This is a genomic window from Rhizobium sp. PDO1-076, from assembly GCF_000247475.1.
GTDB lineage: Bacteria > Pseudomonadota > Alphaproteobacteria > Rhizobiales > Rhizobiaceae > Allorhizobium.
Genome location: NZ_AHZC01000408.1, coordinates 21988 through 39427, shown reverse-complemented (window position 1 = coordinate 39427; position 17440 = coordinate 21988). Strand labels below are relative to the sequence as shown.

Genomic DNA, 17440 nt, shown 5'->3' with positions numbered 1-17440 from the left:
GGCTTTCCTATTCCTCGACCAGTTCGGCCGGGATCAGGCCGCGCAGCGAATTGCCGACGAACAGCTTGCGGTATTTCAGGTCTTCGGGTTTCAACACTTCGCTTTTTGCCCGCCGCTCGCGGATCAGTTCGGCGCGCAGCACGCCGGGCAGAAGCCCGCTGGCAAGCGGCGGCGTCAGCAGGCTGCCGTCGGCAGCCTCGGCGAAGAGATTGGTTATCGTGCCTTCGCAGACCTCGCCGCGCTCATTGAGCAGCAGGACCTCGTCGGCCTCATCCTTGGAGAACTCGGCGCGCGCAGCCTCATAAGGGTCGCGGCGCGAGGTTTTGTGGCGGAAGAGGGCGTCTTCGGAATTCAGCCGGGTCTTGGCGATCCGGAGTTTCCAGATCTTTTCTTCAGGCTCTGCCTCGAAAGGCGTGGTCGTCACTTCCATCTTGCCACGAAAAGACATGACGAGGCGGACGCGCAGCGGATGGTCGGCCGCGACCTCACTTTTGAGCATGGCAAGCGGGTTCTGCGGCGCGCGAAAGCCGAGTGCATCAGCTGACCGGGTCAGGCGGCGCAGATGCTGGTCGATGCGAAGAAAACCTTCGCCCGGCTGCCAGCGCATGGTTTCAATCAGCGAGAAATCCATTCGTTCCCCACGGCAAAGCGCGCCTTCAACAGACATTCGTCATATTCGGCCTCCGCCTTCGAATCGAAGACGATGCCGCCGCCGACATTGAAGACGGCTCTGTTGTCATTGAAAAGGGTCAACGTGCGGATCGCAACGGAAAAACGCATCGGGCCGGCCGGATCGCAATAGCCGATCGCGCCGCAATAGGCATCGCGTGGTCTTGCCTCCAGTTCGTGCAGGATGCGCATCGCCCACATTTTCGGCGCGCCGGTGATCGAGCCGCAGGGAAAAAGGGCCGAAAGGATCTCCGGCAGACCGATGTCCGGCCGCAGCTTTGCCCTGATATGGCTGACCATCTGGTGCACGGTCGGGTAGGTCTCAATGGCAAACAGTTTGGGAACCGAAAGCGTGCCGACCTCGGAAATCACCGAGATGTCGTTGCGCAGCAGATCGACGATCATGCGGTTTTCGGCTTGTGTCTTTTCGTCCGCCAGCATGGCCGCGATGATGGCCTCGTCTTCTTCGGGCGTCGCTCCGCGCGCGGCCGTGCCCTTCATCGGATGCGTTTCGATATAACCGTCTTCATCGACGGCAAAGAAGAGTTCCGGGGACCGCGACAGGATGACCGGGCCGCCGAAGTCGATCAGGGCGCCGTAGTGAACGGGTTGGCGGGCGATCAGCGACCAGAAGGCCGCGCGCGCATCGCCCGACCAGGTTGCCGTGATCGGCATGGTCAGGTTGGCCTGATAGCAATCGCCCTTGCGCAGGTGCTGGTGCAGTCGCTCGAAGCGGTCGGTATAGGTCGGCAGGTCCCAGGCTGCGCGCAGATCATTCAACAGCGGGGCATTGGGAATGGCATGTGGCGCGAAGGCCAAAGGATGGTCGTTGGCCTGTGGCGCATCGAATATGCCAAAAGCAAGCAGTGGCGTTTCACGATTGTCCTCGATGAAGGGCCGGAGCTTATCCTCGAAGACAAAGCCGGCTTCGTAGGAGAGGAAACCCGCCAGCCACTTTCCGGCTCGCCGTGCCTTTTCCAGACGGGCAAGTGCCGGCAGAACCTCGTCTGCCCTCCGTGCGACGATCAGGTCGCGCGGTTCGGCAAAGACGAGGCTCTCGCCGCGCGGATCATCGCGGAAAAGCACGTAAGGGGCATGGTCACCCATGGGGCGTCGGCGTCTCCTGCTCAAGCTGCCGTATCAAGCGCTTCCAGCTCGTCGATCAGGCCCTCTATCATCGACAGACCCTTGGTCCAGAACGACGGATCGGTGGCGTCGAGGCCGAAGGGTGCCAGAAGCTCGGAATGATGCTTGGTGCCGCCGGCCTTCAATAGTTCGAAATATTTCTGCTGGAAGCCGTCCTCGGCATTCTGGTAGACGGCATAGAGTGAGTTCACCAGGCAGTCGCCGAAGGCATAGGCATAGACATAAAAGGGCGAGTGGATGAAGTGGGGGATATAGGCCCACCACGTCTCATAACCTTCCGAGATCTTGATCGCCGGGCCGAGGCTTTCTTCCTGGACCGAGAGCCAGAGTTCGCCGATCTTTTCTGCGGTCAGTTCGCCTTCCTTGCGGGCCGCATGGATCTTGCGCTCGAACTGGTAGAAGGCGATCTGGCGCACGACCGTGTTGATCATGTCCTCGACCTTCTGGGCGAGCATGGCCTTCCTCTCCCGCTTGTCGGTCGTCTTGTCGAGAAGGGCTCGGAAGGTCAGCATTTCGCCGAAGACGGAGGCGGTTTCGGCGAGGGTCAGCGGGGTTTGCGACATCATCGCACCCTGTTCGCCGGCGAGAACCTGGTGCACGCCATGGCCGAGCTCATGGGCGAGCGTCATCACGTCGCGCGGTTTGCCGAGATAGTTGAGCAGCACATAGGGGTGCGCAGAGGGAACCGTCGGATGGGCAAAGGCGCCCGGCGCCTTGCCGGGGCGGGCCGGGGCATCGATCCAGCCGCCGTCGAAGAAGCGGCTGGCGATCTCGGCCATTTCCGGCGCAAAGCCGCCATAGGCCGACAGCACCATCTCGCGGGCTTCATCCCAGGGAATGAGGCGGTCGGAGGTTTCCGGCAGCGGTGCGTTGCGGTCCCAGAAATTCATCTGGTCCATGCCGAGCCACTTGGCCTTCATGGTGTAGTAGCGATGGGACAGGCGCGGATAAGCTTCCTGCACTGCTGTCGCCAGCGCATCCACAACCTCGCGTTCGACACGGTTGGCAAGATGGCGCGAGTCGGCGATGTCGTCGAAGCCGCGCCAGCGGTCGGAGATTTCCTTGTCCTTGGCCAGCGTGTTGGTGACCAGGACGAAGACGCGGATATTGTCTTTGAAGGTCTTCGACAGGGCTTCGGCGGCCTTGGCGCGCCGGGCCGGATCGGCGTCCTGCAGCATGGTCAGGGTCGGTTCGAGAGGCATTTCCTGATCGTCGACCTTGAAACGCAGCGAGGCCAGCGTCTCGTCGAACAGACGGTTGAAGGCCGCAGCGCCCGTCTGCGACTTTTCAAGAAACAACTGTTCAATCCGGTCGTCGAGTTGGAACGGCTTGTCCTTGCGCAGGTCGACGATCCACGGCTTGAAATGGGCGAGCGCCGGATCGCGGCCGATGGCCGCATCAACGGCGTCGTCATCCAGGCGGTTGAGTTCGAGCGGGAAAAACAGCAAGCGGGCGGAAACATCCGTGAGCTTGGCCTGGATGTCGCCGAAGAACTTGCCGTTTGCCGGGTTGATCATGTCGGAATAGTAGGTGAGACCGGCATAGGAGCCGATGCGGCCGATCAGGTCTTCCAGCGCATCCAGTTCCTGCAGCGCGACGGCGACGCTTTCGGGACCGACTGTTTCGAGTGCGTTGGCCAGCTTGCCCTTCCATTTCACTTCAAAGGCCAGCGCATCGCTGGCGGCCTTTTCGACGGCGCCGAGAAATTCCGGGCCGGTCTGCGAGGGATAGAGATCTTCCAGTTTCCATGTGGGCAGATCACCAAGGGTCGAGGCCTGAACGGGGGACGCCGCTGCGGAGCCGGTGGCCGCAGTGCGCATGAGCGGGGTCACGGCGGGGCTTCGGTCGATCATCATGGTGGTATCCTTTCTCTCTCGGTCGCGTGGGAGATGTAGTCAGTCGGTGGCCGGACGGCAAGCACCAGAACTGATCCGAGTTGGCATCGAAAGGGTGTGCCTTGATGCGGTCTGCGCCTGTGGATTGTGCCAAATCAGGTTAGAGACGGTTAAAATGCGAGCATTTCTTCAAAGAACATGTTCAGTCCTTTCTGGCAGGCTCCCCGCTTGAAAAGACCCAGGAGCGCGAACGCGCCAGCATGGATCCGGGGAGTCACCGTTGACCGCACATATCCTAGTTATCGATGAGGATCCGACACAGCGTCGGACACTGAAGTTCGCGATCGAGGCGCAAGGGCATATTGCTCACATGGCCGAGACGCCGCATGCCGGGATTGAAATCCTGCGGCGCAATCGCGATGCGATCAATGTCGTGCTGGTGGATGCCTCCTCCTGCAATGGCTTGCCGGCAACACTTCTGTCAACGCTCTCCGACATCAATCCGACGATCCCGGCGGTCGTGTTGACCGCGGATGGAGCGACCGATACCGCGCTTTCCGCCGTCCGCGGCGGAGCTTTCGACTTCCTGGTCAAGCCGTTTGCGCCGGAGCGCCTGATGGGGGCCTTGCAGGCGGCCCTGAAGATCCATCACAGCAGCCTGCAGGGCAAGGCACCGCGCCGAGCGCGCAGCGGTGCGGTCAGTTTTTCCGATGTGGTGTCGGTCAGCGCGGCCATGTCGCGTGTTGTCGAGCTCGGCCGCCGGGCGGCGCAGTCTGCCATTCCGGTTATGCTCGAAGGCGAGGCGGGTGTCGGCAAGGAATTGATCGCGCGGGCCATTCATGCGGCAAGCGATCGCGCTTCCAGGCCTTTCGTCCTGATCAATTGCAACGCTGCCGCACCGAGCCAAATCGAGGAGGCACTGTTTGGCAGCGAGCGCGGCGTTGCGGCCGATGGTGAAGTCGCACCCGGTAAGATTTCCGATGCGGATGGCGGATCTCTTTTCATAGAGGAAATCAGCGAGTTGTCGGCACCGGCTCAAATCCGGCTGCTGGAACTCGTGCAGTCCGGTGAGCTAGACGGCGGCGCCTCGCGCAAATCGCGCAAGGTCAATGTCCGGTTGATCCTGTCGACCAATAAGGATCTGATCGAGGAGGTGAAAGCTGGCCGGTTCCGCGAGGATCTGTACTACCGCCTGAACGTCTTTCCGATCACGATTGCCGCGCTCAGGCGGCGTAAGGAGGACATTCCGCATCTGGTTCGGGCATTTGTCGAGCGCTTCTCGCTCGAGCAGCGGCTGGTCAAGACCTTGCAGATCGATTCATCGGCCATTGCACTGCTCACCGCGTTCGACTGGCCGGGAAATACCCGCCAGCTTGAAAACGCGATTTTCCGAGCTGTCGTGCTTGCCGAAAGTAGCGTCCTCGGCGAATCAGATTTTCCGCATATAGCGTCGCAGGTATCCACAACCCGCACCGCTGGACACAGTCATGACGTTCCAGCGGGTCTGAACGAGCCGACCACGATGGCGAGGGTGCAGGCGGCACTGGCGGAACGTACGGCCAGTTTTGCGGCACCACAGACAGCACCTCCTCCGGTCGCTACCGGTGGCCAGGGCAATGTTATCATCAGCACTGATGAAGCCGGGAACGTTCGGAAACTCGCTGAAATTGAAGAGGAATTGATCCGTTTCGCGTTGAAATTCTACCGTGGGCAGATGAGCCAAGTGGCACGCAAACTGGGTATCGGCCGATCGACGCTTTATCGCAAACTCAAGGATTACGGGATCGATCCGGACGATCCGCAAAAGCACGCGGCCTGATTCCGACTTTGTCCAGTGTTAACTCTGGGGTAAGCTTAATCGCTTACCACATGCTAAGCACTTGTTAGGCAAGCGTTCACTATATATGGATTGCTTGCGGATCTGTGGCAGATTTGCCATGCTAAGACCGCATTTGACATTCATTTGAGTTTGCCTGGGACGTAGTCTTTGGACGGGGATTGCATTGCATACATCGCAGGACATTAGCGCGCCTCATAAGCAAAACGGGCGCTTGGCCCGGATTGCTTGCGCGCATTTCGCGAAGAGGCTTTTGCTGCCGCTGTTCGCGATGTTTTTTATCAGTGCGTTTTTGCTTGTTGGTACGGCCAGGACGGCTTCGGCCGAAACCCGGACGCTGAACATCGAATTCGTCCACACGGGCGAAAAAGCGTCGATCACGTTCAAGCGCAATGGCCGCTACGACCCGAAGGGTCTGAAGCAACTCAATTACATTCTCCGCGACTGGCGTCGCAACGAGCCGACCAAGATGGATCCGCGCCTGTTCGATCTGGTGTGGGAAGTCTACAAGCGCTCCGGCGGCAAGGGTTATATCAAGGCCGTATCCGGCTATCGTTCGCCGCAGACCAACGCCATGCTGAGGTCCCGCTCGAAAGGCGTGGCCAAGGAAAGCCAGCACATGCGCGGCACGGCGATGGACTTCTACATTCCGGGCGTTTCGCTGAAGACGATTCGCGAGAACGGCGTGAAGCTGCAGGCCGGTGGCGTCGGTTACTATCCGAATTCCGGTTCGCCGTTTGTCCATCTGGATGTCGGCGGCGTGCGCGCTTGGCCGCGGATGAACCGCCAGGATCTCGTTCGCTTGTTCCCCGACGGCAAGACGGTTCACCTTCCTTCGGACGGCAAGCCGCTGCCGGGCTACCAGCAGGCAATGGCTGAGTACAAGAAGCGTCTGGCCTCCGGCAATACGATCCTGATGGCGGAAGCTAAGAGCCCGTCGCGTTCGAAGAACCTGCTTGCCATGCTGTTTGGCGGTGGTGACGAGGACGAGGAAGAAGATGTCAGCGTGCCGTCCGAGCGTCCCGCCGTCGCCGCGCAGCCGCAGCGCGAGGAACCGGCGCCAGCCGTCGTGACCGCCGCCGAACCGGTTATGGTCGCCAGCGCCCTGCCGGGCGTCGAGCAGCCGTCGCTTGCGGCGCTGCCTGTGCCGCAGGCCCGGCCTTCGCTGAAGCAGGCGGATGCAAGTCTTGCCGTTGCCCTTTATCAGCCGCCTCGCAATGCGGCCGAGGATGCCCTCAGCCAGGTCGCCAGCGGCGTACCGGTTCCGGTTGAGGCACCGGCCAGTGAATTCGCTGATCTGCAGGCGGTCAACATCCCGATCCCGACACTGCTCGGACCGCGCGGCATGCCTGGCAATGCGGAACAGGGTGCTGCCGCGAATGTGATGACGGCATCGATCGATCCGGCAATGACCGAGGGTGCAGTGCTGGCTGACGGCATGACGGTCCCAGTCCCGTCTGTGCGCCCATCGGTTGCCGAAGCGCTGCTCGCGAATGCCGATTCGGAAATCGAAGCGGAAGTCGATGAAGTCGAGCAGGCGATCCTGTCTCCTGAAGCGGCCGAGGCGCTCGAGAAGGGCAATGCTCAGCCCGAGATGGCTGCAGCCCCGGTTCCGGCAGCTTATCCGAAGGACATGACCGCGGTGGCCAAGGTCGAGGATGCGCCCGCTGCGCAGCCGCAGCAGCCGGCACGTTATATCGAGGTTGCCTCGATCGACCGCGAAGAAGAAGCCGAACCCGAGACGCAGTTTGGCGACATGTTCGATACGCCGGTCGGCCAGGCCGATGGTGTCGAGGCCGGCCTGCCGACCAAGGGTGGCCGTCCGAGCGAGCTTGAGGCCGAACAGGCGCGCATGGCGATGACCGGCGGTGCAAAGCTGACCAAGAGCATGATCACGCAATGGGCACTGAGCAAGGACACGTTCGCGACTGTCAGCAAGCCGGTCAAGGCACCCCGCATCGTTGCCCGCTCGCTGAGCGCACCGGGCACCGCCATTCCGGTCGGCTTCAAGCAGGGTGCGACCTCGGTCGATCCAAGCCGCTTCGGCCAGCCCAAGTCTTAGCGGCATCGCAAATCCCAGACACAAAAAACCCGCCACTCCGGCGGGTTTTTCGTTTGTAGCCGGGAAGGTCGCAGCGCAGCCTTGCCCGGCCATAAGACCTTCCCAGATCTGCGCCCACCTTCGATGCGGCCTAGCACGGCAACAAAAAACCCGCCACGAGGGCGGGTTCCTGATGTCGGCTGACAGCGCTTATTCGGCTTCCGGCGGATTTTCGATCATGCCGAGTGCATGCAGGTAGGTGTCGAGGATCAGGTCCTCTTCCATGCGCTCCTGGTCGTCCTTCTTGCGAAGGGCGATGACCTTCTTGAGGATCTTGGTGTCGAAGCCCATGGACTTGGCTTCGCCATAGACGTCCTTGATGTCGTCGGCGATGGTCTTCTTTTCTTCTTCGAGACGCTCGATGCGCTCAACAAAGGCGCGGAGCTGGTCGCGGGCGACGCCGTGGGCAGCATCAGACATGGGCAATCTCCTTCGTAGGGGGAATTTTATCGGTGGCGATGAACTGCCGTGAACGAAGCCCCGCGTCAAGTCCCAAAGACGCGGTGGCGATCACTCCTTCGGCCGGTTCTGCTCGAAGGCGGCTTTCTTTTTGTCATCGGCTTCCTGCTGATGCTGCGCCTTCCACTCGTCATAGGGCATGCCATAGACGATCTCGCGCGTCTCGTCCCGCGTCAGCGCCGTGCCTGCCTCCTTGGCGGCGTCAAGGTACCAGTTTGACAGGCAGTTGCGACAGAAGCCGGCGAGATTCATCAGGTCGATATTCTGCACATCGGGCCGATCACGCAGATGGGCGACGAGACGGCGAAAGGCGGCTGCTTCGAACTCGAGCTGCTGTTGTTGGCTGAGCTTTGTCATGATGCACACTCCTCATGGGGTGTTTCGGATATGGGGTCCGCCGACATCGTCGGGTAGGGGCCAGTCCGCGAGGCGTGGACCTGATAGCGATGAAGGGCAGGGTCGGCATTCATCCTGCCAAAGATCGGTGCCAGACGATCGGCCCATGCGAGCACGCCATCCTCGTGGCCGATCAGATCCTGGCGCACTTCCAGCAGGGCATGCGGGATGCCCCGGGTCATGCAATGACGATACATCGTGTCGCCTTTCAGCGCACCGTCATAGGGCTCGTTGTCGCCGACCAGGATGTCGCCCGGTTCGCTCAGCAGGTCGATCAGCGGGCGGACCGCACGATGGTCGGTGTCCCACAACACGGCCGCATGCCAGGGACGCGCCACGCCCTTCCAGGCGGGGGTGTAGGAATGCAGCGACAGCACGAGGGGCGCCTTGCCGGAGGTTGTCGCAACCCTTTCGATCGTGTCTGCGATGGCGCGATGATAGGGCCGGTGAAAGGTCTCGATACGGTGCTGCCATTCGTCCGGTGCAATCGGGTGATTGCCGGGGATGATCGCGCCATCGGAGATGCGCATGATGATGGTCGGGTCGTCCTCGCCGCGATTCGGATCGATCAGCAGGCGGGAGTAACGCGACATCACCGCCGGTACGCCGAGGCGGGCGGCAAGTGCGCGGGTCAGCGCCTCGATGCCGATGTCATAGGCAATATGGCGCTCGAATGCCGAATCCGGCAGGCCGAGGCGGTCGTAGCGGTGCGGGAGATGGTTGGTTGCGTGATCGGCAAGCAGGATCAAGCCGTTGTCATATCGGCCGTCTACAATCTCGAAAGGTGGGAATTCATTCATCAGTTCGAAGCCATCTCATGCTAGAGGGGTTTGATCGCATGGGGGAATAGGGAGCGCAAGCTTTCACCTCGGTCACGTTTGTGCCAAGATCGAACATGATGGTTCCAACCCTGACCCGAGGTGGGAATTATAATCGATTAGAGTTGCGTTGACATTCTTGGGTCATCATCGCAAGAAGGCATCCAATGCGCATTTATGGAGTTCCGGCGGCAATCGTGCAGAAGCAACATCGACAGACTTGCGACCGCGCTGCCGCGCGTTTTTTAAAGCCCCTTCTTCTCGTAGGAGCCTTGCTCGCGCCATTCATGGCCGCAAGTGCTGCCCATGCCGAGTTCAGGGTCTGCAATGGGACACAGAATTTGGTCGGCGTTTCCGTGGGATATCGAGCCGAGGAAGGCTGGATTACCGAGGGCTGGTGGCAGGTGCCGGCTGGCACATGCGCCACGTTGATCGAAGGCGAACTGCAGTCGCGCTACTATTATCTCTATGCTGAAGACGCGGCCCGCGGCGGTCGATGGGCCGGTGACATCAACATGTGTGTCGCCGAGAACGAGTTCAAGATCGTGGGCGTGAACGACTGCTTCGCGCGTGGCTATCAGCAAATGGGATTCAAAGAATATGACACCGGCCGGCAGGGCAGCTGGATGGTCCAGCTCTCCGATACGTCGGGCACCCAAGAAAGCCAGAACTGATGAAGCGCAACCGCAAAGTAAAGATCCTTGCAACGCTCGGGCCAGCCTCTTCCGACGAGGCGATGATCCGGAAACTTCATGAAGCCGGTGCCGATCTTTTCCGTATCAACATGAGCCATTCGAGCCATGAGATGCTGCGGACGCTGATCCAGCGCATTCGCAGTGTCGAAGCCGCCTGCGGCCGCCCGATCGGCATTCTTGCCGACCTTCAGGGACCGAAGCTGCGCGTTGGCAAGTTCGCCGACACCACGGTCGAGTTGAAGCCGGGCCAGACATTCACGCTCGACAGCAACGAAGCACCTGGCGACGCCACCCGCGTCTACCTGCCGCATCCGGAAATCATGGAATCGGTCAATGTTGGCGATCGCCTGCTGATCGACGACGGCAAGCTGCATCTCAAGGCGGTGAAGTGCGACGGCAAGACCATCGTCACCGAAGTCGTGTCCGGCACGAAGATTTCAGACCGCAAGGGCGTCAGCCTGCCCGACACCATTCTGGCGACCGGCGTTCTGACCGACAAGGACCGCGCCGACCTGGATGCCGTTCTGGCGACCAATGATGTCGACTGGGTTGCTCTGTCGTTCATCCAGCGTCCGGAAGATCTGGCCGAAGTACGCAAGATCGCCAAGGGTCGCGTCGGCCTGATGTCGAAGATCGAAAAGCCGCAGGCACTCGAGCGTATCGACGAAATCATCGAACTTTCCGACGCGCTGATGGTGGCCCGTGGCGACCTTGGCGTGGAAATGCCGCTGGAGCGCGTTCCGGGCATCCAGAAGCAGCTGATCCGCGCCTGCCGCCGCGAAGGCAAGCCGGTGGTGGTTGCCACCCAGATGCTGGAATCGATGATCACCGCGCCGGTTCCGACCCGCGCCGAAGTCTCCGACGTGGCGACCGCCGTGTTCGAAGGTGCCGACGCCATCATGCTGTCGGCCGAATCGGCTTCCGGCCAGTATCCGGTTGAAGCCGTCGCGACCATGGCGTCGATCGCTGCCACTATCGAGCGCGAGCCGCATTATCCGGGCATCATCTACGCCCAGCGCGCCCAGCCGGAAGCAACCGGCGCCGATGCGATTTCGCTGGCCGCCCGCCAGATTGCCGAGACGCTCAAGCTGCAGGCGATCGTCTGTTACACATCGTCGGGCAATACCGGCCTGCGCGCGTCGCGCGAGCGCCCGGAAGTGCCGATCATCGCGCTGTCGCCGGTCATCCAGACGGCACGCCGCCTGTCGGTTGTCTGGGGCCTGCACTGCGTCGTGTCCAAGGAGCCGACGGATCTCGACGACATGGTCAACGGCGCCTGCCGGATCGTGGTCGAGGAAGGTTTCGGCAAGCCGGCAGACCGCATCATCATCTCGGCCGGCGTTCCGCTCGGCACGCCCGGCGCGACGAATATGCTGCGCATCGCCTATATCGGTGCTGACGGCCAGTCGGGCATCTGATCGGTTCCGACATTCAAGAATTGGAAAAGCCGCCCGAGGGCGGCTTTTTTAATGCCCGAATTTAAGCTTTTTCGGCCGGATTGCACTTTGCTCAACGGGATGGAGGTTGGTTGTCTTCCAGTTCGGCAAGCGTTGCCGGGCTTGCCCCGATTGTCGCCCGGGCCTCGGGTGTGTGGCTGTGCCGATCCCGGCTTGAGGCTGCAAGTATCGGCTCCAGGTCCCGTGCCATGGCCTGCAGGTCGTGCGGCTGGCCGGCGAGCTTCTCGATTGCCGCGATGACCAGATCGGTCGCGACATAGTCCGGCTTGTGGCCGAGCCCCTTGACCCAGACGAGTTCCGATCCGGTGATGTCGCGGGCAAGGCCGCGCGAATGGATCTCCTCCAGCACGATCTCGTCGCTGTCGCCGGTGATGACCACGGTCGGCTTGTCGATCTCGCTGTAGCGCGGCGCAAAGCGTGTCACGTAGCCGAGCAGGTTGGCGACATCCGTGGCATTGGCGCGGAAGGTGGACGGCCTCAGCACCAGCGCAGGGCCGGTGTCATTTGCATAGGTTTGCGCGCGCGCATTCGGCGCAAAGACATGGCTGGTAGCCGCGTCGAGCCTGGCCATGCCGGCATGCAGCGCCAGTGTGTGGCAAAAGACCGGACCGATGATCGGCATCGAGGCGAGATGGTAGTACCAGTCGACGCCGCCGGGCCAGGGATGGGTTGCCGCCGCGAGGAACAGCAGGCCGGCGGTCTTGTCGGGAAACAGCACGCCGAAGCTTGCGGTGATCGCGCCACCGAAGGAATGGCCGACGATGATCGCCCGGTCGATGCCCTTCAATTCCATCAGCCTGGCAATGGCGCGCGCCTGCCCGTCGGGAAAGTTGTTTTCCGGGCCGCCACGTTCGGAATAGCCATGGCCGGGCCGATCGACGAACAGCATCTCGGCCCGCCCCTGCAGCGGTGCCAGGAAGGCGCCGGCCTGGTCGCGCAGGTTGCCGCTTGCGCCGTGGATGAAGACGATCGGTGGCAAGTCGGCGTTCGGGCCTGCGGGAACATGCAGCGCGTTGAGGCGGTAGCCGCCGACATCTGTCAGCGTGCCGGTGTTCGGGTAGGCCGCTTCGATCATCCTGGCGCGGACATAGGTCGCGGCGGCCAGAACAAGAAGCAGTGCGGCCAGAAAGATGACGATGGCCAGCACGATCAGGCCCGGTCTGAGGGGAATTGGCAAGGAGATGGCAGCTTTCCAAATGGCGGGGCAGGTCTCAGAAAGATCGGGCGCTGGAGCCCGCAGTCAAGCCCTGCCGTTGGCAATGCATCAGGTCCGGGTTCCGGCCAGCTCTTCGGAAATGGTGATGACGAATTCCTGCGCCTCGCGGTCGGCCGGATAGATCTCGACATAACGTTCCCAGGCCTTCAGCGCGGCCTCCTGGCTGCCACGCTCGGAGAGGATGGCGGCAAGGCCTGCGAGTGCCCCGAAGTGGCGCGGTTCGAGCTCCAGCACCTTGTTGATGTCCGAGACGGATTTCTTGTAATTGCCCATTGTGTAGTGAAGCGTCGCGCGCTGGTTCCAGGCGCCGACAAATTCCGGGTTCAGGGCAATCGCCTGGTCGAGAAAATCGAGGGCCGCGGCAGTGCGTTTTTCATCGGTCGCCTTCTTTGCCCATTCGAGCAGCAGGTCGGCGGTCGGGCTTTGCGATGTATTCCACCGGGCCATGACGGAATTGGCCAGCTGCCGGGCGATCTGCGGGCTGCGTTCACGCTTGAGCGCGGCCAGCATGCCGTCGAGATCGCGTGGCTTTTCTGCTGCCTTGACTGGAACCTGCTTGTCCGGCGCCGGCTCGACCGAAGGTTGCCCGGATGGTGCCTGTTCGGATGGATTTGGTGGTGTCCCCGGAAACGGTTGATCGGGCACCTGTGCAACCGCAATGCCTGCGAAGAGCAGCATGGGGAGCAGGGCGGAGACCGTCTGGGCGGTCGAGGTGAGTCGCAACGAAAGAAGGCGCATACCGGGACGATAATCCCTCTGCGCCTTCTTTCAAACTCAAATTTACGACATCAACACGCCGTCTGAACGGCGAGGTATTCCCACAGGCATGGCGCGCCAGAAGGCTGCGCCGAAACCTCAGCCCTGACGAGCCTTGAAGCGCGGGTTCATCTTGTTGATGATGTAAACACGACCCTTGCGGCGAACCAGACGGTTGTCGCGATGACGGGCCTTAAGCGCTTTCAGCGAGTTCTTGATCTTCATTTTCCTGGTCCACAACAATTGTCGGGGAATGGTTTATTCGCCCGCTGCCAAAAACAATCAAAAGAGCGCCGCCCGGGCGCATCCCTGAAGAGTTGGCCGCAATTACCGCGACCAGCCCGGTCATGTCAACCTTCAATGCCCGATTTGCGGGCAAGAAGCAGCGAATATTCCCGGAAATTCAGGCTTTAATCGACATTATTTCTGTCACATGCCCCATCTTGCGACCGGGCCGGGCTTCGGTTTTTCCGTAGAGGTGCACAAGGACATTGCTGCGGCCGAGCCATACCGGCACGGAATCAATGTCGTCACCGATCAGATTCGTCATCACGCAGTCGGAATGGCGCGACGGGTCGCCGAGCGGCAAGCCGGCCACAGCGCGGATGTGCTGCTCGAACTGCGAGACAATGCAGGCAGCCTCTGTCCAGTGGCCGGAATTGTGCACGCGCGGTGCGATCTCGTTGGCGATCAGGCCGCCATCGGTGAGCACGAAGAATTCCATCCCGACCACGCCGACATAGTCGAGGCCGTTGAGCAGCGTGGTCGCAGCCTCACGCGCAGCAATCGCTGTTTCCGCCGGGATTGCGGCCGGAAGCGTCGATGTGTGCAGGATGCCGTTGCGGTGGACATTTTCGGCCGGGTCATAGGCCTGCACCTCGCCATCGGCACCACGGGCGGCGATGATCGACACTTCGCGAACGAAAGGCACGAAGCTTTCAAGGATCAGCGGAACGGAACCGAGGGCCGCATAGCCGCCTTCGGCCGTGTCACCCTTGCGGTAAACCTTCTGACCTTTGCCGTCGTAGCCGAAGCGGCGGGTCTTCAAGACGCCTTCGCCGCCGAAATCGGCCAATGCCGCTTCGAGGTCGCTCTGGCTGTCTATGGCGTGAAAGCGTGCCGTCTCGATGCCCGAGGCATTGAGAAAGCGTTTTTCGGTGACGCGGTCCTGGGCAACTTCCAGCGCCTTCGCCGGCGGGTAGACCGGAACGCTTGCAGCCAGCCGTTCGACTGCCGTGACCGGCACGTTTTCGAATTCGTAGGTGACGACGTCGCACAGCTTTGCCAGTTCTGCCAGCGCTTGCGGATCGTCATAGGCGGCGGTGATCTGGGCGTTGGCCACCTGTGCCGCCGGGCTGTCTGCCTGCGGCTCGAGGATGATAGTACGGTAGTTGAGCCGCGCCGCAGCCATGGCGAGCATGCGGCCGAGCTGGCCGCCGCCGATGATGCCGATGGTGCGAATGGTCATGGAGTTTCGTCCATCGGATAGTCGGCGACAGATCCGGCCTGGCGCTCGATCCAGTCGTCGAGCCGTTCGGTCAGGTCTTCGTCGTGCAGGGCAAGAACGCGGGCCGCAAGCAGGGCGGCGTTGACGGCGCCGGCGCGGCCGATGGCCAGCGTGCCGACGGGAATGCCGGCCGGCATCTGGACGATCGAATAAAGACTGTCGAGGCCGGACATGGTCTTGGACTGCACGGGCACGCCGAAAACAGGCAGGGGCGACAGCGAAGCGACCATTCCGGGCAGGTGGGCTGCGCCGCCGGCACCGGCGATGATGATCTTGAAACCTTCGTCGCGCGCGCCTTTGGCAAACGCATACATGCGATCGGGTGTGCGGTGGGCAGACACGATGCGGGCTTCATAATTGACGCCGAGCGCGTCCAGCGTGTCCGCAGCGTTTTTCATCGTCTCCCAGTCGGACTGGCTTCCCATGATGATGGCGACGGGTGGGCACTCAGCTGTCATCGGATTTCCTTTGTGCGGTCAGGCGATGATGTCCGGAATGATCTGATCCTCGATCGAGGTGATCTTGTCCTTGATGGACAATTTCTTCTTTTTCATTCGCTGAATTCTCAGGGCATCGCAACCGGTCGAGATCATCGCATTGATGGCGACGTCATAGTCCTCGTGCTCCTGGCGAAGCCGTGCCAGTGCGAGCCTGACGTCCGCCTGCTCTTGATCGGCCATTGTTTGTTCCCCATTGCCGCCTCGTGCACTTTCTTAAGGATGCACGGTAGATTCGCGCAAGCTCCTATCACCAAATACCGGTAACGGGAAGTTATCCTTGTCTGCGTTTTTGCCGCAATGAAATGGGTTCTTTGCCTTCGACAAACCGCATTCTTCGTGTCACATTACGTTCGTAAAGCCTGAAACTCCAGTGGAGAGAGCTGGAAGTAGGCCAATAAGGAAGGACGCATCAAATGACCATGCAGGCTCATCTTGAATCGCTGGAAAAGAAGCACGGTGCTTTGGAGGAAAGACTCCATACCGCTCTTGCATCCCCCTCCGTCAACGATGAACATATCGCCGAATTGAAGCGTCTTAAGCTGCGTCTTAAGGATGAAATGGAACGCCTGAAGGCTTCCACACGACATTGACAGGATGTGGCTGCGCCGGCTCCGGATGATCCGGGGCCGATGTACTGAGTGAAGCAGCCACCATTTTTCGGCCCCGGAGTTCACGACTTCGGGGCTTTTATTTTGTCTCCATTTTGCGGTGAGCAAGGCTCTGCGGTGAACAAGGACGGTTCAGGACCAGAACTGATCGAGCCAGAGGTTCATCCGGTCAAAACCCGGACGGTTCACGCAGTAGATGCGGCGCGTGCCTTCCGCCTTCACGTCGACCAGGCCGCAATCCAGCAGGGCCTTCAAATGCTGCGAGACGGCCGGGCGGCTGATCGGCAGCGTCTTGGCAAGGTCATTCACGGTCTTCGGCGATCGACGCAGATCCTCCAGGATGTGACGCCTGTTCGGGTCTGCGATAGCCGTGAAAGGATCCGCGTTTGTCATGGCGAAAGGTTATGTCAAAGGCGAATGCGCGGCAAGCGCGAATGTGCGGTGCAGCAGGGCTTTCGGGTGCCTGACACAGGCCGGCGCCGGAATGCTGGCGTGGAGCGGCTTTCTTCCGTGATGAACAGGCTCGCCGCTACATCAATGAGTGGAAATTCCGTGCAATGATCCTGCCTTTCGCCGTAGCGCCTGATGGAGCGCACGATGCTAGTGCTCGCGGCGTCTTTCGGCAGCCGACAGGGAGATGGCGGGCGAGGTACCAAGCATAGAAGTTCGAGTCCATGCGCATTGTCCGGTTGATCCTTGAGGGAGAGCGGTCTATCGGATTTCATGAGATACAACGAGGGTGTGTTCCGCAGGTTGCGGAAACACCCGGAAACGGAATCATCGATGACCAAGAAGAAACAAGATCGCTGCCGCCTCGTGCTGATCGTCCCTGATATGGCGGATGCCGCAGAACAGGCGCGCGTTCTCGGCGATGCGTTGCGCGGTGGCGACGTCGCGTCCGTGATCATTCCGCAATACGGACTGGACGACGCGACATTCCAGAAACATGCCGAACTGCTGGTTCCGGTGATCCAGGAGGCGGGTGCCGCGGCGCTGATCGTCGATAACAGCCGGGTTGCCGGCCGGGTGAAGGCCGACGGCCTGCATATCAGCGGCAATTCGGCAGCCCTGGCCGAGGCAGTCGGGAACCATACGCCGAAAATGATTGTCGGTGGTGGCAACGCCATGGACCGCCATCACGCACTCGAAATGGGCGAGGCACAGCCGGACTACATTTTCTTCGGCAGGCTGGATGGAGACATCAAGCCGGAAGCGCATTCGAAGAACATCGCTCTTGGTGAGTGGTGGTCGGCAATGATTGCCATTCCGTGCATTGTCATGGGCGGCATCGATCCTTCCTCGGCCGTTGTCGTGGCCGAGAGCGGCTCCGAGTTCGTGGCACTTGGCAAGGCGGTATTCGATGATCCGGCGACGGCTGCGACGATTGTTTCCCAGGTGAATGCCGAACTGGACGAAAAAGCGCCACGGTTTGAAGATTGA

The 17440-nt window shown here is 61.1% G+C and carries 18 protein-coding genes and 1 pseudogene; 6 read left to right on the top strand and 13 right to left on the bottom strand.

Annotated features, from left to right (window positions below):
• Positions 1–7: 7 nt before the first annotated feature.
• The 3 genes from PDO_RS22160 to PDO_RS22150 are packed head-to-tail and all read right to left on the bottom strand — an operon-like array spanning position 8 to position 3635.
• On the bottom strand, positions 8–631 hold the full coding sequence (locus PDO_RS22160) for an aminotransferase class IV family protein (protein WP_007607133.1): 624 nt from the start codon (positions 629–631) through the stop codon (positions 8–10).
• Positions 616–1776 (bottom strand): aminodeoxychorismate synthase component I, encoded by a 1161-nt coding sequence (locus PDO_RS22155; protein ID WP_007607132.1) that lies wholly within the window; start codon positions 1774–1776, stop codon positions 616–618. The genes PDO_RS22160 and PDO_RS22155 overlap by 16 nt, the downstream gene beginning before the upstream one ends.
• Before the next feature lie 20 nt (positions 1777–1796).
• Positions 1797–3635 carry a M3 family oligoendopeptidase gene (locus PDO_RS22150; protein WP_458574668.1) on the bottom strand — a complete coding sequence of 613 codons (1839 nt, stop codon included), beginning with the start codon at positions 3633–3635 and terminating at the stop codon, positions 1797–1799.
• Between the two features lie 295 nt (positions 3636–3930).
• On the opposite strand from PDO_RS22150, the gene PDO_RS22145 reads away from it, so the two are divergent.
• Both PDO_RS22145 and PDO_RS22140 read left to right on the top strand, forming a co-directional pair.
• A complete protein-coding gene (locus tag PDO_RS22145) occupies positions 3931–5469 on the top strand; it encodes a sigma-54-dependent transcriptional regulator (RefSeq protein ID WP_007607130.1) in 1539 nt (512 codons plus the stop codon).
• A gap of 289 nt (positions 5470–5758) precedes the next feature.
• Positions 5759–7549: a DUF882 domain-containing protein gene (locus PDO_RS22140; protein WP_244426507.1), complete on the top strand. Its 1791-nt coding sequence runs from the start codon at positions 5759–5761 to the stop codon at positions 7547–7549.
• Positions 7550–7738: 189 nt separating this feature from the next.
• On the opposite strand, the gene PDO_RS22135 is transcribed toward PDO_RS22140, so the two are convergent.
• The 3 genes from PDO_RS22135 to PDO_RS22125 form a co-directional block, all read right to left on the bottom strand.
• Complete coding sequence (locus tag PDO_RS22135; RefSeq protein WP_007607128.1) at positions 7739–8008, bottom strand: DUF2312 domain-containing protein; 270 nt, start codon at positions 8006–8008, stop codon at positions 7739–7741.
• A 90-nt stretch (positions 8009–8098) separates the two neighbouring features.
• Positions 8099–8404, bottom strand: a complete 306-nt coding sequence (locus PDO_RS22130; protein WP_007607127.1) for a DUF1244 domain-containing protein — start codon at positions 8402–8404, stop codon at positions 8099–8101.
• A complete protein-coding gene (locus PDO_RS22125; RefSeq protein ID WP_007607126.1) occupies positions 8401–9243 on the bottom strand; it encodes an N-formylglutamate amidohydrolase in 843 nt (280 codons plus the stop codon). The genes PDO_RS22130 and PDO_RS22125 overlap by 4 nt, the downstream gene beginning before the upstream one ends.
• Before the next feature lie 299 nt (positions 9244–9542).
• Between PDO_RS22125 and PDO_RS22120 the strand changes: the two are divergent.
• A pseudogene (locus PDO_RS22120) lies at positions 9543–9935 on the top strand (DUF1036 domain-containing protein); the annotation flags it as partial.
• Positions 9935–11374, top strand: coding sequence for a pyruvate kinase (gene pyk, locus PDO_RS22115; protein WP_007607124.1), 1440 nt, complete (start codon positions 9935–9937; stop codon positions 11372–11374). The pseudogene PDO_RS22120 and the gene pyk, both read left to right, overlap by 1 nt.
• A gap of 91 nt (positions 11375–11465) precedes the next feature.
• Here the strand turns inward: pyk and PDO_RS22110 are convergent, their stop codons facing one another.
• From PDO_RS22110 to PDO_RS22085, 6 genes are all read right to left on the bottom strand, one after another.
• Positions 11466–12551 (bottom strand): alpha/beta fold hydrolase, encoded by a 1086-nt coding sequence (locus PDO_RS22110; protein ID WP_052023496.1) that lies wholly within the window; start codon positions 12549–12551, stop codon positions 11466–11468.
• A 126-nt stretch (positions 12552–12677) separates the two neighbouring features.
• Positions 12678–13367, bottom strand: coding sequence for a tetratricopeptide repeat protein (locus PDO_RS22105; protein WP_007607122.1), 690 nt, complete (start codon positions 13365–13367; stop codon positions 12678–12680).
• A 117-nt stretch (positions 13368–13484) separates the two neighbouring features.
• Positions 13485–13610 carry a type B 50S ribosomal protein L36 gene (ykgO, locus tag PDO_RS22100; RefSeq protein ID WP_007607121.1) on the bottom strand — a complete coding sequence of 42 codons (126 nt, stop codon included), beginning with the start codon at positions 13608–13610 and terminating at the stop codon, positions 13485–13487.
• Between the two features lie 178 nt (positions 13611–13788).
• On the bottom strand, positions 13789–14853 hold the full coding sequence (locus PDO_RS22095) for a 5-(carboxyamino)imidazole ribonucleotide synthase (RefSeq protein ID WP_007607119.1): 1065 nt from the start codon (positions 14851–14853) through the stop codon (positions 13789–13791).
• Entirely contained in the window at positions 14850–15350 is a 501-nt protein-coding gene (purE, locus tag PDO_RS22090; protein WP_007607116.1) for a 5-(carboxyamino)imidazole ribonucleotide mutase, read from the bottom strand. Before purE ends, PDO_RS22095 begins: the two co-directional genes overlap by 4 nt.
• Before the next feature lie 18 nt (positions 15351–15368).
• Positions 15369–15572 (bottom strand): YdcH family protein, encoded by a 204-nt coding sequence (locus tag PDO_RS22085; RefSeq protein ID WP_007607114.1) that lies wholly within the window; start codon positions 15570–15572, stop codon positions 15369–15371.
• A gap of 233 nt (positions 15573–15805) precedes the next feature.
• Here PDO_RS22085 and PDO_RS27455 point away from each other — a divergent pair, with 233 nt between their 5' ends.
• The gene (locus PDO_RS27455) at positions 15806–15982 is read left to right on the top strand and encodes a YdcH family protein (RefSeq protein ID WP_007607112.1); all 177 of its coding nucleotides are present in this window, start codon (positions 15806–15808) and stop codon (positions 15980–15982) included.
• 150 nt (positions 15983–16132) lie between these two features.
• Here the strand turns inward: PDO_RS27455 and PDO_RS22075 are convergent, their stop codons facing one another.
• The gene (locus PDO_RS22075) at positions 16133–16393 is read right to left on the bottom strand and encodes an ArsR/SmtB family transcription factor (protein WP_007607109.1); all 261 of its coding nucleotides are present in this window, start codon (positions 16391–16393) and stop codon (positions 16133–16135) included.
• Between the two features lie 390 nt (positions 16394–16783).
• On the opposite strand from PDO_RS22075, the gene PDO_RS22070 reads away from it, so the two are divergent.
• Entirely contained in the window at positions 16784–17440 is a 657-nt protein-coding gene (locus PDO_RS22070; protein ID WP_007607107.1) for a thiamine phosphate synthase, read from the top strand.

Excerpts from the sequence above, each read along its gene's own strand:
- PDO_RS22160 (WP_007607133.1), bottom strand. The coding sequence starts at position 631 with ATGGATTTCTCGCTGATTGAAACCATGCGCTGGCAGCCGGGCGAAGGT.
- PDO_RS22155 (WP_007607132.1), bottom strand. The coding sequence starts at position 1,776 with ATGGGTGACCATGCCCCTTACGTGCTTTTCCGCGATGATCCGCGCGGC.
- PDO_RS22150 (WP_458574668.1), bottom strand. The coding sequence starts at position 3,635 with ATGCGCACTGCGGCCACCGGCTCCGCAGCGGCGTCCCCCGTTCAGGCC.
- PDO_RS22140 (WP_244426507.1), top strand. The coding sequence starts at position 5,759 with ATGTTTTTTATCAGTGCGTTTTTGCTTGTTGGTACGGCCAGGACGGCT.
- PDO_RS22135 (WP_007607128.1), bottom strand. The coding sequence starts at position 8,008 with ATGTCTGATGCTGCCCACGGCGTCGCCCGCGACCAGCTCCGCGCCTTT.
- PDO_RS22130 (WP_007607127.1), bottom strand. The coding sequence starts at position 8,404 with ATGACAAAGCTCAGCCAACAACAGCAGCTCGAGTTCGAAGCAGCCGCC.
- PDO_RS22125 (WP_007607126.1), bottom strand. The coding sequence starts at position 9,243 with ATGAATGAATTCCCACCTTTCGAGATTGTAGACGGCCGATATGACAAC.
- pyk (WP_007607124.1), top strand. The coding sequence starts at position 9,935 with ATGAAGCGCAACCGCAAAGTAAAGATCCTTGCAACGCTCGGGCCAGCC.
- PDO_RS22105 (WP_007607122.1), bottom strand. The coding sequence starts at position 13,367 with ATGCGCCTTCTTTCGTTGCGACTCACCTCGACCGCCCAGACGGTCTCC.
- ykgO (WP_007607121.1), bottom strand. The coding sequence starts at position 13,610 with ATGAAGATCAAGAACTCGCTGAAAGCGCTTAAGGCCCGTCATCGCGAC.
- PDO_RS22095 (WP_007607119.1), bottom strand. The coding sequence starts at position 14,853 with ATGACCATTCGCACCATCGGCATCATCGGCGGCGGCCAGCTCGGCCGC.
- purE (WP_007607116.1), bottom strand. The coding sequence starts at position 15,350 with ATGACAGCTGAGTGCCCACCCGTCGCCATCATCATGGGAAGCCAGTCC.
- PDO_RS22085 (WP_007607114.1), bottom strand. The coding sequence starts at position 15,572 with ATGGCCGATCAAGAGCAGGCGGACGTCAGGCTCGCACTGGCACGGCTT.
- PDO_RS27455 (WP_007607112.1), top strand. The coding sequence starts at position 15,806 with ATGACCATGCAGGCTCATCTTGAATCGCTGGAAAAGAAGCACGGTGCT.
- PDO_RS22075 (WP_007607109.1), bottom strand. The coding sequence starts at position 16,393 with ATGACAAACGCGGATCCTTTCACGGCTATCGCAGACCCGAACAGGCGT.
- PDO_RS22070 (WP_007607107.1), top strand. The coding sequence starts at position 16,784 with ATGACCAAGAAGAAACAAGATCGCTGCCGCCTCGTGCTGATCGTCCCT.